The 13,081-nt window shown below is 53.0% G+C and carries 12 protein-coding genes; 10 read left to right on the top strand and 2 right to left on the bottom strand.

Annotated elements, in window-relative coordinates; genetic code table 11:
- Position 1 precedes the first annotated feature (1 nt).
- The 4 genes from C5Y83_RS16985 to C5Y83_RS16970 all read left to right on the top strand — a co-directional run bounded on the left by C5Y83_RS16985 (position 2) and on the right by C5Y83_RS16970 (position 3,570).
- Positions 2–484, top strand: coding sequence for a hypothetical protein (locus C5Y83_RS16985; protein ID WP_105330962.1), 483 nt, complete (start codon positions 2–4; stop codon positions 482–484).
- Between the two features lie 19 nt (positions 485–503).
- Positions 504–947 carry a response regulator gene (locus C5Y83_RS16980; RefSeq protein WP_105330961.1) on the top strand — a complete coding sequence of 148 codons (444 nt, stop codon included), beginning with the start codon at positions 504–506 and terminating at the stop codon, positions 945–947.
- Positions 948–1,010: 63 nt separating this feature from the next.
- A complete protein-coding gene (locus C5Y83_RS16975) occupies positions 1,011–2,936 on the top strand; it encodes a PAS domain S-box protein (protein ID WP_105330960.1) in 1,926 nt (641 codons plus the stop codon).
- Entirely contained in the window at positions 2,905–3,570 is a 666-nt protein-coding gene (locus C5Y83_RS16970) for a response regulator transcription factor (RefSeq protein WP_105330959.1), read from the top strand. The genes C5Y83_RS16975 and C5Y83_RS16970 overlap by 32 nt, the downstream gene beginning before the upstream one ends.
- On the opposite strand, the gene C5Y83_RS16965 is transcribed toward C5Y83_RS16970, so the two are convergent.
- On the bottom strand, positions 3,542–3,808 hold the full coding sequence (locus C5Y83_RS16965; protein ID WP_146117810.1) for a hypothetical protein: 267 nt from the start codon (positions 3,806–3,808) through the stop codon (positions 3,542–3,544). The genes C5Y83_RS16970 and C5Y83_RS16965 overlap by 29 nt on opposite strands.
- Before the next feature lie 423 nt (positions 3,809–4,231).
- Here C5Y83_RS16965 and C5Y83_RS16960 point away from each other — a divergent pair, with 423 nt between their 5' ends.
- The gene (locus tag C5Y83_RS16960) at positions 4,232–5,137 is read left to right on the top strand and encodes an HDOD domain-containing protein (protein WP_105331884.1); all 906 of its coding nucleotides are present in this window, start codon (positions 4,232–4,234) and stop codon (positions 5,135–5,137) included.
- Positions 5,138–5,248: 111 nt separating this feature from the next.
- On the opposite strand, the gene C5Y83_RS16955 is transcribed toward C5Y83_RS16960, so the two are convergent.
- Complete coding sequence (locus C5Y83_RS16955) at positions 5,249–6,625, bottom strand: BBP7 family outer membrane beta-barrel protein (protein ID WP_158262388.1); 1,377 nt, start codon at positions 6,623–6,625, stop codon at positions 5,249–5,251.
- Between the two features lie 536 nt (positions 6,626–7,161).
- Between C5Y83_RS16955 and C5Y83_RS16950 the strand changes: the two genes are divergently transcribed.
- The 5 genes from C5Y83_RS16950 to ptsP all read left to right on the top strand — a co-directional run bounded on the left by C5Y83_RS16950 (position 7,162) and on the right by ptsP (position 12,504).
- On the top strand, positions 7,162–9,006 hold the full coding sequence (locus C5Y83_RS16950) for a hypothetical protein (RefSeq protein WP_105330956.1): 1,845 nt from the start codon (positions 7,162–7,164) through the stop codon (positions 9,004–9,006).
- Between the two features lie 399 nt (positions 9,007–9,405).
- Positions 9,406–9,747 (top strand): ribosome hibernation-promoting factor, HPF/YfiA family, encoded by a 342-nt coding sequence (hpf, locus tag C5Y83_RS16945; RefSeq protein WP_105330955.1) that lies wholly within the window; start codon positions 9,406–9,408, stop codon positions 9,745–9,747.
- A 103-nt stretch (positions 9,748–9,850) separates the two neighbouring features.
- A complete protein-coding gene (locus C5Y83_RS16940; RefSeq protein ID WP_105330954.1) occupies positions 9,851–10,327 on the top strand; it encodes a PTS sugar transporter subunit IIA in 477 nt (158 codons plus the stop codon).
- A gap of 99 nt (positions 10,328–10,426) precedes the next feature.
- Entirely contained in the window at positions 10,427–10,723 is a 297-nt protein-coding gene (locus tag C5Y83_RS16935; RefSeq protein ID WP_105331883.1) for an HPr family phosphocarrier protein, read from the top strand.
- A gap of 44 nt (positions 10,724–10,767) precedes the next feature.
- Positions 10,768–12,504: a phosphoenolpyruvate--protein phosphotransferase gene (gene ptsP, locus C5Y83_RS16930; RefSeq protein ID WP_105330953.1), complete on the top strand. Its 1,737-nt coding sequence runs from the start codon at positions 10,768–10,770 to the stop codon at positions 12,502–12,504.
- Positions 12,505–13,081: the final 577 nt, after the last annotated feature.

The following is a 13,081-nucleotide window of genomic DNA, read 5'->3' as shown; positions in this document are numbered from 1 at the left end:
TATGAAGTTTCTCCGAGGCCAATCGTTCCCTCTCATCTTTTTGATGCTGCTCGTCGCGTTTTCTGCGTTACTTGCGCGCATTGCGGTGCCGATTGTCCGGTCGTTTCAAGATACGGACGTCGCGGGGTCGGCTGTAGGGCTTGGTCAATGGGCTTCTTGGAGCATCGCCATGGTTGTTTGCGGGGCCATCGTCGGCTTTATTGTCGGCTGGGTTCGCGAAAATTTATGGCCCGGTGCTTTCATAGGCTTTCTTCTCGGAGCGATCGTTGGCACGTTCTGCACGCCGTTTTTGGCCGTTCCTTCCGCTCTCACTGCCATCTTTGATTTGGCGTGGATATTTGCATCGTTGATTTTGCTCGTGTTCGGCACGATATTGATCGAAAGGCGGTATGGTCTTCAAATACCAGAAGATCAGTATGTTAAGGTACTTGAAGACGAGCACGTGAAGCCCTCACAAGATGCTGCTGCAAGCGATGTAAATTGATTCAGAAAGGGCTTGAGGGATGGTTCGAGAGAGTGGCCGAGTTCTCTTGGTCGAAGACAATCCGGCTCATGCCAAATTAATGATGCGTACGCTCCGCGAATTTGGCGACGAGGTCTGTGTTGATCATGTGTCGGATGGCGAAGCTGCGTTGGCCTATTTATTTCATACCGGCGAGTACCAGGGCAGCACGATTGTGCCTGACTTGGTGCTGCTCGATCTACGGATCCCCAAGTTCGATGGTCTGACGGTGTTGCAGCGGGTTAAGGAGGATCCTGTCTTGAAGCAAATTCCTGTCGTCGTGCTGACGACGTCCGATGCCGATTCGGATGTTCGGGGAGCTTCAGAGCGTTTTGCTAATAGCTATCTGGTAAAGCCGATAGATTATCTGCATTTTGTGAAATTGATGCGATCGGTCCGAAGTTATTGGACGGAATTGAATCACACGCCCGCGTCTGAGAAGTAGTGTTTTCTTATTTACTCGGCGAATTGCCTCATCGTCTCGACTCAAGCCAGTGGTAGGACATACATGGCTAAGAAGCTTCGATTGTTGATTGTGGAAGATGACTCCGCCCACGCACGCTTGATCATGCGTGGTTTTCGTTCCGAGATGGAGGATTTCGATCTAACGACGCGTTTCTCGCTGAAAGATGCTCGCGCGGCGATCGAAGCCGAGCTGCCTGATCTCGTGATCGTTGATCTTTCGTTGCCGGACGGCGTGGGCGCGGATCTGATCGAGTCCCATCTTCCGATGCAGCGTTACCCGGTGATGATCATCACGAGTCAAGGTGACGAGCAAACCGCGGTCGAGATGCTCAAGCGAGGAGCTATCGATTACGTTGTCAAGTCGGATGGAGGATTCAACGATCTGCCTCGCTTGGCTAAGCGTTCGATCCGTGAATGGCGCTTGCAGTGCGAGAAAGTAGAAGCGGAAGAAGCACTCCGCAATAGCGAGCAGCGTTATCGAGCAATCATCGATCACTCACCCATGTCGATTGTGGTCGCGTGTCAGGGCCGCATCGTGTTGGCCAACGGCATGGCGCTGACCTGTCTCGGAGCGAGTTCCACTGTGCAAGTTGTGGGTAAAACGATCGAAGATTTCTCGATCCCAGATGAAGATGCACTTGCCAAACATACCGGTGAAGTTGTCGGTGTGCGTTCACCGGCAATGATGAATGAATACGTCGTCCGCCGAGTCGATGGAAGTCTTCTCGACGTCGAACTGATGACCACGGCCGTCGATTATTACGGTCAAGAGGCCACGCAGTACGTGTTTCAAGACATCACGCTTCGCAAAGAAGCAGAGACAGAAATGCGAATTCGTGATCGCGCAATTGCCTCGGCCAGCGATGGGATCTTCATCGTTCAGTTGTCCCAAGGCAAGATCTACGTCGTCGACTGCAACAAGGCATTTCTCGAAATCCTTGGTTGCACACGCGATTCAGTGCGGCAAGAAGGATTGGATGTCATTCGTTGCGATTCGCGTTACGAAACACGCTTTCATCTCATCGTGAACGCAATTCTCAGAAGGCAACCGGTACGCGACACGATTCGGATTCTGACTGAAAAGGATGAGTACCGCTGGGTAGAGATATCGATTTCCCCGGTGCATGTTTCGGATAGTCAAAGTGCCCACGTCGTGGGTGTGGTGCACGATATTACTGAAAAAGTGAACGCCGAAGAGGAAATTCGCAAACGGAACGCTGAACTTGCGCATTTCCTGCGACTGACGGCGATGGGCGAATTGGTCGCCGGATTGGCTCATGAGGTCAATCAACCACTGTATGCTATTTCAAATTATGCCGGGACATGTGAGAACCTGCTAAAGAATCCTGATAACATCGACCTGCCAAGTGTCAGTCAATGTGTCTCGCGCATTGGTCAGCAATCAAGAAGGGCCGCCGAGATTATCAAGCGATTACGCAATTACGTAAGCCGCGCTGCGCCGAAAGTCGAGTCGGTTCCAATTGCGGATTTGCTGAATGATTCGATTGCACTGCTTGGACCGCTGTTGGAAGAACAAGCGGTCGAAGTAAAGATTGATCTTGCTGATTCGCTTCCCGGGGTTTTTGTCGATAAAATTCAAATTGAGCAAGTATTGACCAACTTAATCAGCAATGCGACCGACGCGATTGACGATAGTAATCCGCAGCGCGTGATTGAAGTGGAATCGCACTTGGTGGAGTCCAAAGGGGAATCTCTGGTGCAAGTTTCCGTTCGTGACTACGGAGTTGGTTTACCACAAGATCTCGATGTCTTCGAAGCGTTTCAATCGACTAAGGAGACCGGGATGGGGATGGGGCTTTCGATCAGTCGGACGATCATTGAATCGCACGGCGGCAAAATTTGGGTTGAAGCGGCTCCCACGTGCGGTACCATTTTCTCTTTTACGCTTCCTACAACTATTCAGCAGGTGACTGGCAATGCCGACGAATCCGACCGTGTTTGTCATTGACGACGATCCAGCGGCCCGCGAATCGATTGGAATGTTGATTCGATCGCTTGGACTCCAAGTGGAAACGTACGCTTCGGCGGAGCAGTATCTCCAATCGTTCGATGCGGCCCGGCCTGGCTGTGTAGTGACCGACATGCGCATGTTGGGGCTCAGCGGTTTGGAACTGCAGGAACAACTCGTCGAAATGGGACAACGTATTCCCGTGATCTTGATTTCGGCGCACGCTAATATGCAGATTGCTGTTAAGGCAATGCGTAACGGCGCAGTTACCTTCCTGGAAAAGCCTTGCCAACAGCAAGAGATTATCGATGCCGTTAACGAAGCGATCTCGCTCGATGCTCGGTGGCGTCAGGAAGGTCGAGAAGAGGCCGAGGCTCGCGAAAACTACGAGAAGCTCAACGCTGGCGAACGAGAAGTCATGAAGCTGATGATGGTCGGCAAAGCCAACAAGGTGATTGCCAACCGCTTGGATGTCAGCCTTCGTACGGTCGAAGCTCGCCGTCACAATGTGTTCAAGAAGATGGGCGTTGACAACATTCCCGATCTAACTCGTCTGGCGATGAAGATCGACGAACTGCGTGCCGAGATCGAAGCCAACAACGACCTCAATGATTCGCCCGACGAGGACGAATAGATTTCTTGCGCTTCGTGGCTGGCTGGCCCAGGACGAGTGCCGTTACGCTAAGTAAAACGACCATTGGTAACGCGGCGAGTGGATAGACCGGTGGTGACGGCTGGTGATAAAGATAGTCGCGTTTGACGAGCCAATCTTCAGCGCGAACCCAGCCTGAATCGGTGCGGCGCCAGATGATTTCTTCGTCCGATGGCGAACTAGCCGGATTGGTCGCGGGGATAACAACCGAAGTTGCCATCCAAAGCGCGAAAAAAACAAGGATCGTACTGAGAACGGTGCGAAGCAAGGTACAGTCGTTTCTGCCAAACAGGAACAAGGAAGAGTTCTTCCCACATGTTTTGCAGCGACTGTGCCGATTCTAAACGATTTCAGCGATAAATGCCTCTAAGTCTTTTGTAGGCATAGCCTTGCATCGCAACTGTCCGTCTCGCTAACTTGGCGAGCGATTCTTTAAATCCCCACTCTTCTAGGGCGTCGTGTTGCTGGATCGCAACGTGACGATTCTCGGCAACGATCCCGAAATCAAGATTACAAAACCTTCATCGATGGAAAGTTGCCCCGCTGGAAGGTGTGACCTATTTATTTCAGGTACGGTCTGCGTTTCCAAGAAAGACCGGGGGACAACTTTTCGCTACCAGAAAATGACGGAATGGAAATCACGATGACTCAGAACACTTCATTGAAAGACCTACTGGCGGGTGCTCAATTGCCGGCTTTGCCACAGAGTGCGATTCGCCTGTTGGAACTTGCCCAAGATCCGGAAAACGGCCCTGCTGAATTTGCCGTACCTATCGAAGCCGATCCAGGTCTAACCGGTCAGGTATTACGATTTGTTAATTCGTCATACTTTGGCTTCTCGCGCGAGATCTCGAACGTCAAGCTGGCGATTACGCTCGTAGGTATTCGCACGATCAAGAACTTCGCGCTATGGAGCGCCGTGTTCAGCTTGATGCCGAATCCGAAAGATGGCCCATTCGATCTTAAGAGCCTGTGGCAAGATTCGCTTCGCCGTGGTTTGTTCGCCCGCACGGTTGGCAAGCACTTGGGTCTGAAGGACGCCGAAGATCTTTTCGCGGCTGCCCTGCTTCAAGATATGGCCGTCCCGCTTTTGGCCAAAGAACTGGGCGACAAATACCGCACACTGATTGAAAACCGTAGCGAGGGGCAAAACCGTATCTCCGACTTGGAACGTGAGACGTTCGGTTGGACGCACGCCGAAGCTGGTGGTGTGATTGCTCGTGGTTGGAGCTTGCCGGAAGGTTTTGCCGAGCTAATTGAATCGCACCTCGACTTGGATCAGTACTTGGACGCACCAGAAAAGCAGCCAGGCCGAGTTGCCGTTGCCTTGTCCGCCTTGCTTCCAGCCACCGCCGACGAATCGTGGGGCGAGTTGGAGCGTTTTCAAGCGGCTTACGACAAAGTCATGAAGGGCGGCCCGAGCGTTACCGAAACGCTGGAAAAGGTCGACAAAGACTATGAAGAATTTGCCCCAGTTTTGAAGCTGACCAATCCGTCGACTTCGCTGGTGGAACTTTACGAAAAGGGCAAGGAAACTGCCGCCACTTAATGTGAAACCTGTCATCCTCGACGATTCATGGTAGCGAACCAAGATCGAAAAAAAGCCGCTCATAATTGAGCGGCTTTTTCTGTTTGGCCAAACAGGTCATGGATGGTCAACTTACCAGACGAGCTGGCCGCCGAAGTAAGCACCGTGCAAAATCAAGTCGCTCGAAGCTTGCGTATGTTCGATGATGGCAAAGTCTTCGAAGTTTTGCGGGATTTGATCTGCCGACAAGGCGACGCCCGAGATCGCAACGGCACGATAACCAGCCGTTAGCGTGAAGTTCTGGAACAGACGATAGTTGATATTGGCGTCGAGCTCACCCAGGAAGGAAACGCGACCACGCGATCCACTGATGTCGAACTCACGCCCATTGTTCGGGCTAAGAGCGTTATCGATGATTGCATTCCCAGCAGATCCGTAGACCTGTGAGTGCTGCGATACGGCATTGCCGAACACACCGAACTTGGTTCCTACTTGGAAGTTCCAGGCACCATGATTGAGATTACCCAGGAAACCAATTTGCGGACCAATCAAGTTGTTCGCTACGTTGATGTCGTAGTTGATTTCGTTGGGATTGCCATCGAACACTGTGTCGACGGTATCCGAGGAGAACGACATCTGCTCGGTGAATCGGAAGTACCGAATACCACCCAATACGCCGATCGAGAAGGCACTTTGCCCACACGAGTAGGCATACATGTTCGGGTTTTGGAACACGTTAAGTTCGATGTTATAGAAATCCGAGCTACGACGTAGTCGGTGGATCATGGCATTATCGAAGTATGCCGTGGCATTCTGCAGCGCCGTGCCGTTGTTGTAGGACAGCCCTTGGAAGTTGACTGACAACGGCGTATCCAATTGGCCGGCTAACCCTGCGTTGGTAACGCTGTACTCGGTGCTGTCACGCAGTGCCCAGAAGCGGCCTTCCCAGGCACACCCACTGGCAGCGAAATACTTGCCAAGACGGACTTCGTAGCCACCCGTCCAGTCCATACCAGCATCATGCGTGCCCATGATCTGACGCGAGAAGTCGCCACTATCGTTGCTGAGCCAGACTTCCTTCTCCAAGTCGCGGTTCATAATCAGACCGCCACCGTAAGCAAACCACTGGCTGCAGGGGGCACAGCAATCACTGTAGACGTCGCAGCAATCGTAGCTGGTCGCTCCGCTGTTGCAGCATGCTCCGTCGAGCGATGACCCATCTAGGCTGGGCATCTTGGGCGGAGTACTGGCATTCGGCTTGCCTTCCAAAGCGTCCAAATAGGCTTTGTCACTTGGAATCGGTTCGAGACTAGCGTCTTGTTTATTGTTGTAGCTGATGTTCGAGGCCGGCTGCCCCCACAACTTGGCGGGCGCGACGGGTTCGGCGTAGTAGGTCGCACCAGGGCGATAGGCCGATAGTTGATAGTTGTTGCCCGGGGCTTGGGCAAATAGGCTCGTAGCACTCAGCAATCCTGCCAAGACACTCGGCACAGTAAGAAACGTCTTCATGACAATGGGCTCCACGACTTTGCTCTGGCTTCGTGCGTTGGAAACGACGAATTCCAAAGCTGCCAAACAATGCGGAGTTTTAGGCATCCGTTCCACACTCTGGCTTCCTGCGGCGCTCGGCGACCATGCCAAGCGTGGTCACGACCGTGTGACCGTTAGCAAACATCGACCAGTGCTAGCGACCAAAATTGATCCATTCGCCACTTGAGATGTAGTTTTGTAATCGAGCGAGATGCACAACCCGACTAACCGCTAGCATTAGATCGCTAGCGTGAGAATCGACTCCATTTCGAGTCGTCAGAGGTGGGGCGAGATTGTTACGTTGGAAACGAGTACCTCACAAAACGTGGGCTGTCAAAGAATCGGCGTAGGAAAATTATGCGAATTACGGGGCTTTGTCACGGCGGCTAAGTGGCATTCGCCGCAAAGCCCTATTGGGGAATCGATTGGGTGTTGATTACTATCCTGCGGATTGCCTTACCGCATGAGACGAAATCTGTGTCGCTCACTACGAGTACGAAAGTCCAGGGGAACGGATGCGCCTGACACTGCGAACGCTGCTTGCCTATGAACATGGTTTGCTAAACGACCAGCAAGCGGCCGTCATTGCGCAGAAGATCGAACATAGTCCGTTTGTCTTGCAGTTGCTTCGGCATCTGAAAGATCGTTCATCGCGACCGGAGATTGTTGCTCTCTCCCTCGACGCTCGCGGGATTGCCAGTCTCGATAAGGTTACCAGTTACCTCGACTACACCTTGTCGGCGGAGGAGGTGGTAAAGCTGGAAAACGAATGCTTTGCTTCCGATCGTCTCTTGGCCGAAGTAACTAATTGTCATGATGTGCTCGCTCAGTGGCTATCTACCCCAGCCCCGCTCGATCCTGGCTTGCGGCAGCAACTTTACGCATTGATGCCCGACGCGACGCAAGCGATTGAATCAAGTCATGACGAAATTGAGATTGATCTTCCGTATTTGACCTTCCGCACTGGCGGACCAGAAGCACCTGTCGCCGAGGTCAAACCAAAGACCGATGAACCTGCTAAGAAGCGATCGTTCGTTGGCACCGCGTTTCAAATGGTTGCCCTATCGGCTTGTGTCATAGGGTTGGTTGCCTTCGTGGTTATGAATCGTGGCCGAGTCGAAGAGATGATTGCCCACCATTGGCAGCAGAAGGATCAGAAAGAAGTCGAACGAGAGGTCCTCGCTGAGGAGTTGTCAAAACAGCCAAGCGAGCCGGGCCAAGTCGATCCTGCTCCGCAAAAGTTTATCGCCCAGGCGGTTCCTTTAGAAAATAAGTCTGCTTCGATGGCTCAAGCAAACGAACAGACCGCCCAGTCAGAGGTCGCCGTCACTGCGTTTCATTCGCCTGTCCGCTCAGCACAACCTGCCCAGGCCGCTTCGACGGGTCGGCTTCAAGTTGGGAATGCGAAAGGCTGCTTCTTTAAGCAGACCCCGCGAGCATCATGGTCAATGCTTTCACATCAAACGATCGACCAAGGTCGGCTTGTTGTGAGCCTGCAGGGACAGTGCGAGTTACATCGCAAAGATAGTCGAATACAAATCGCGTCCGCCTCGGATATCGAATGCGATGACACCGGAAGTCTCCGTTTGCGTTATGGAAGGTTGGATTTGAAGCTTGTCCCGGGCGAACATTTGCGACTTCACGCTGCGGGTCAGGATGTGGAAGTCTCGACAGGCGATCAACCCGTCCAGCTACGTCTTCAAACCGTGGCGTTGTCGACATCGGGCGTCGATTTTGCCAGCGGCTTGAACCAGGAACTGCAAATCGAGGGTATCGCCGGAGAATCGCTGATCGCGATTTCTAGCTGCCGAGGCCCCTTTCGATTGACGCCACAGCAAGCCGTTGCTGTTCATAAAGAGCGAGGTGTGCGGGGCATCGAAGCAGGCTCGTTCGATTCTCGCTTGGAGAATGCCGCGGAACTTGAAGCTTGGAACCTCCGGCTTCAATCGTCTAATGAGCCACTCTCACACCTGCAGCGAGACCTCGAACTCACTTCGCCGAGTGTCAAGGCTGCTGCTGCTTTGGCTCTGGGGCAATTGGGCCAGCACGAGACGTTATTTCAGGTTTGGACGCAGTGGTCGGATGAAGGCCAGTTCTCGCCCTTTGTACCTCAATTCCGTGAACTGGTTGCGCAAGACCCGGATTGGGCTTCCCAGCTGAAGACGGTCCTGGTTCAGCAAAGTCCACAACATGGACCACTGATCTATCGATTGATTTGTGGCTTCTCGCCTGATCAGTTAAACGATGCCACAAGGGCTCAGCTGGAGACCTTGTTGCGGCATCCCGAACCGGCGGTACGGGCTTGGACCCGTTTCGAGTTGGGGTTCTCCGTTACGAGCAGCCCGCGTCCCTGGAATTAGACGTATGCTTCTAATGGCTGAGAAGCCTTAGGCGAAGCCGAGCCCTTGTATCTACGGCCTGTGCGGTACAACTTCCCCTTGCTGCGTGATTTGGGGGTGATGTGGCTTGGATTAGGCCATTCGATCGCCCGGATGGGGGATTGAAGTAGAGTCATAGCAAGAGTTTGCAGCACGAACCGAACAACGCGCCAATTATGAAAAAAACGTTGAAAAATTGGACGCAAACGGGGGGTGGCTCCATTTGTCATGATTCACGCTTGGTTGTAGACTGGGTGGTTTCCGCTATAGCATCCATAAAGAAATAGTGGCTACCTCTCCGTCGGCAAGCTCGGGCCCCATACCGATTTCCCGATTCTTAGCCCCACTTTGTCGGATATTTCCCGTCAGGAGAATTCACACGTGCAAGTCAACATCTCAACGCGTCATGGTCATCTGAGTCCAGCTTCGCAGGAAACGATCAGCGAGAAAGTCTCGAAGCTGACTCGTTTGTTCGAGCGAATCACGGGTGTCGAAGTCACAATTGATCTGGAGCACACCGAGAAGCCGGAAGTCGAATTGCGCGTGTCCGCTGAACGCACGGAAGACTTCGTTGCGACTGACAAGTCGGAAAGCCTTTTGGCGGCCCTCGATAGCACCATCCACAAGATGGAACAGCAGTTGCGCAAGCACAAAGAAAAGCTGAAAGCGCACCGCGGTAAGGGAGCTCCCCCAACCGACGCGGAAACGAACTTCGAGAGTTAAGAAATCGATCAACGCTGGCGAGACAACGCTGGACATCATATGGCACCGAGTCTCTGCAGATGCTTATGACTGACCCGGTCCACCATGAAAAGGAACCTAGCTAATGAAGTTTGCCGATTTTATCAGTGTGAAGGCGATCAAGCCGGAACTGGAGTCGAAGGACAAGGAAGCGGTCATTCGCGAACTCGTCGCTAGCCTCGTTGCATCCGGCGAAATCATGGAAGATAGCGCTGAGAGTATCATCAAGGCGATCATGAAGCGGGAAGAACTGGGCAGCACCGGTATTGGCCGAGGCATTGCCGTCCCGCACACCAAGCATCCCAGCGTTGAAAAGCTGGTCGGCACGGTAGGTGTCAGCACCGAAGGGGTCGACTTCAACAGTCTCGACGGTGAATCGGTACACCTGTTCTTTCTTCTGGTTTCTCCTCCGGATCGTCCGGGGGACCACCTGCGTGCCTTGGAGAACATCTCACGTCAGTTGCGTGACGACATGTTCTGCAAGTTTTTGAAGCAGTCGAAAACGATCGACGATATCAAGCAGTTGTTAGACGAAGCCGACAACAACCAGTTCGGTAGCTAAGTCGTTTCACTGCTTACGATCGATGTCGAAAAAGCTTCGGAGCCAGGCGGATCCGAATCTTTGCTGTTTTTGGCATTCCTTCTACAAGGGCACGTTTGGATGGCCGAGGATTGCATCATTCGAAAGGTGGTTGTGCCGAATCGACAGGGACTGCATGCCCGGCCGGCGAACTTGTTCGTCAAAGAGGCCTTAAAGTATCAGTGCCAGGTTGAGATCCAGCGAGATGGGTTGAAGGTTAGCGGGAAGAGCATCCTTGACGTGATGACTCTGGCCGCTGAACAAGGCACCGAACTAACCATCTTGGTGACCGGCCCGGATGCCGAAAGTGCTGCCGACGCCCTGGTCGAAGTGGTGAATCGCTTCGTTGAAGAGGATGCAGAAGAGAACGAGTACTAGGGAACCGCGGGCTCGTTCGTCCCTTTCACAGTGAGTATGACTTCATGCGAGTTCTCCAAGGGATCGCTGTTTCCCCCGGCGTCGCCATGGCCAAGGCGATGGTGGTCGACGATCAGCAACCTCGGGTGACACGTCGCTTTATCTCTCGCGCGAACGTCGATGCCGAACTGAAGCGTTTGACGATTGCGATGGATTTGGTTGCCGAACAAATCCAAGCCAGCCAGCAGGAAGTCGCCACTGAACTTGGCGAAGAGTATGGAGCAATCTTCTCCGCACATTTGCAAATGGTGCGTGACGAGAAGCTGAACGAATCGCTGATCGATTCGATCCGCTACCGGCATTACACCGCTGAGTACGCCGTCTCGCAGTCGCTGGCACGTTACATTCAGTTTTTTGAACGCGTGCCCAATCCATTTCTCCGTGAACGGGCCGGTGATTTCCGAGATATCGAACAGCGGCTGCTCAACGTGTTGTTTGGTGCGGATTCCAAGCGGCGACTCGCAGCGAATCATCCTTCGATCGTTCTGGCGCGCGACATTACGCCAAGCGAAATGGCCAATCTCGATCGAGGAAACATTCGTGGAATCGTAACCGAAGTGGGTGGCCCTGGGAGTCACTCCGCAATCGTGGCTGAGGCCTTAGAACTCCCCGCGGTCGTTGGTGTCGGGCCACATCTTCGCGAGATCCAAACCGACACGATGTTGATCATCGACGGTCACCAAGGGCGGGTCATCGTTCAGCCTGATGAAGAAACGATCGCTCGCTACGAGCAGGAAGTCGAACAGCAGAAAAAAACTAAGATTCGCTTGCGGAGCCTCCGCGACCTGCCGGCAGTGACCACCGATGGCGAAACCATCACATTGATGGCGAACATCGAGTTTCCCCATGAGGCAGATGCCTGTTTAGAGCGTGGTGCCAGCGGCGTTGGTTTGTACCGTACTGAGTTTCTCTATCTCGGCCAAGACAGCGAGCCAACCGAAGAAGACCATTATCAAGTTTATGCAAAAGTCGTGCATGACATGCAGGGAAGTCCCATTGTTATTCGCACGCTCGACCTCGGTGCCGACAAGATTTACGGCGACAATCACACACCGGAGTCGAACCCGTTTTTGGGGCTGCGTAGCATTCGCCTTTCGCTGAGAAATACGGATCAATTTCGTCGCCAATTGCGGGCGATCTTGCGAGCGAGCGTGTTAGGGGACGTGCGAGTCATGTTTCCATTGGTTAGCACGCTGCACGAACTTCGTCAGGCGAAAATGCTGCTTTCTGACCTGATGGAAGACCTCGACGAGCAAGGAATCGACTACGACCGAAACCTCAAAGTCGGCATTATGGTTGAAGTCCCTGCGAGCGTCGTGATGTTGGATCGATTCACCAAGGAAATCGATTTCATCAGTATTGGAACCAACGATCTCGTCCAGTATACATTAGCGGTGGACCGCAATAATCCAGACGTGGCAGCACTTTACAATAACTGCGACCCGGCCGTGCTGCGTTTGATTCAGATGGCCGTCGACTCGGCTAAAAAGGCTAACATCGAGGTCACATTGTGCGGTCAAATGGGGGGGAATCCCGTTTACACCATGTTGCTAATTGGCATGGGTTTGCGTAGCTTGAGTGTTACGCCGAGCGCGATTCCTGAAGTGAAAGAGATTTGCCGCAATGTATCCGCCGAAAAATGCCGGGAATTAGCGGTTCGCGTGCGAGACATGGACAACGCGTGGGAAATTAAACGATTGCTGCGAGAGCACTTACGGCAATTGTTTCCCGAAGAGAATTAAGACCACCAGCGCAAACGGCGACGTGGCACACCAACATGCTGGCCCTGCCAATCAGGGTCGACCCAAGACAAATCATTGAAAATACCTTTCCGGCGAATCGTAATTCGCTGGATCCCTTGACACAGGTTCAAGACACAAACGCTTTACATCGAAATGCAGGATAAGCGGATCCGCCAGCGGGGACTTTTAAAAAGCCTGCTTACGAACCGTCCCGATTTCAACCAACCAGCGACAGACGAATGGGAGCTTCCCGATACTGAATTTCAGCCGGAAGCTCAGGGCCCCAAGCCGCTAACCGCCTCAGCCAGTTTTGCACGCTTCTTCTAGCGCTGCTCGGCATCACCGGCGAGATTTTCGGCCAGGAAGGTAAGCGAAACGCTCTTCCAAATTTAGCCTCCTGATTCCTGATCGCTCGTAATGAATCGTTACCCTGCCAAGGAACACACTGTTGAAAACCCCTTTTAGCCGCGTGAAAACACCCGAAGCCCAACTTGGGCTGACGTAGAAGATCCGGACCAGGGTTCGGCATCGACGTCATCGTCGGCCGACAAGTTGCACAGCAGTCGACATCCCAATT

Origin of the sequence: Blastopirellula marina (genome assembly GCF_002967765.1) — a bacterium.
GTDB classification, from domain to species: Bacteria; Planctomycetota; Planctomycetia; order Pirellulales; family Pirellulaceae; genus Bremerella; species Bremerella marina_A.
This window is presented reverse-complemented; position numbering and strand designations above follow the sequence as displayed.

Bases quoted from the DNA above. Each gene is read 5' to 3' on its own strand.
- C5Y83_RS16985 (WP_105330962.1), top strand. From the start codon at position 2: ATGAAGTTTCTCCGAGGCCAATCGTTCCCTCTCATCTTTTTGATGCTG.
- C5Y83_RS16980 (WP_105330961.1), top strand. From the start codon at position 504: ATGGTTCGAGAGAGTGGCCGAGTTCTCTTGGTCGAAGACAATCCGGCT.
- C5Y83_RS16975 (WP_105330960.1), top strand. From the start codon at position 1,011: ATGGCTAAGAAGCTTCGATTGTTGATTGTGGAAGATGACTCCGCCCAC.
- C5Y83_RS16970 (WP_105330959.1), top strand. From the start codon at position 2,905: ATGCCGACGAATCCGACCGTGTTTGTCATTGACGACGATCCAGCGGCC.
- C5Y83_RS16965 (WP_146117810.1), bottom strand. From the start codon at position 3,808: ATGGCAACTTCGGTTGTTATCCCCGCGACCAATCCGGCTAGTTCGCCA.
- C5Y83_RS16960 (WP_105331884.1), top strand. From the start codon at position 4,232: ATGACTCAGAACACTTCATTGAAAGACCTACTGGCGGGTGCTCAATTG.
- C5Y83_RS16955 (WP_158262388.1), bottom strand. From the start codon at position 6,625: ATGAAGACGTTTCTTACTGTGCCGAGTGTCTTGGCAGGATTGCTGAGT.
- C5Y83_RS16950 (WP_105330956.1), top strand. From the start codon at position 7,162: ATGCGCCTGACACTGCGAACGCTGCTTGCCTATGAACATGGTTTGCTA.
- C5Y83_RS16940 (WP_105330954.1), top strand. From the start codon at position 9,851: ATGAAGTTTGCCGATTTTATCAGTGTGAAGGCGATCAAGCCGGAACTG.
- C5Y83_RS16935 (WP_105331883.1), top strand. From the start codon at position 10,427: ATGGCCGAGGATTGCATCATTCGAAAGGTGGTTGTGCCGAATCGACAG.
- ptsP (WP_105330953.1), top strand. From the start codon at position 10,768: ATGCGAGTTCTCCAAGGGATCGCTGTTTCCCCCGGCGTCGCCATGGCC.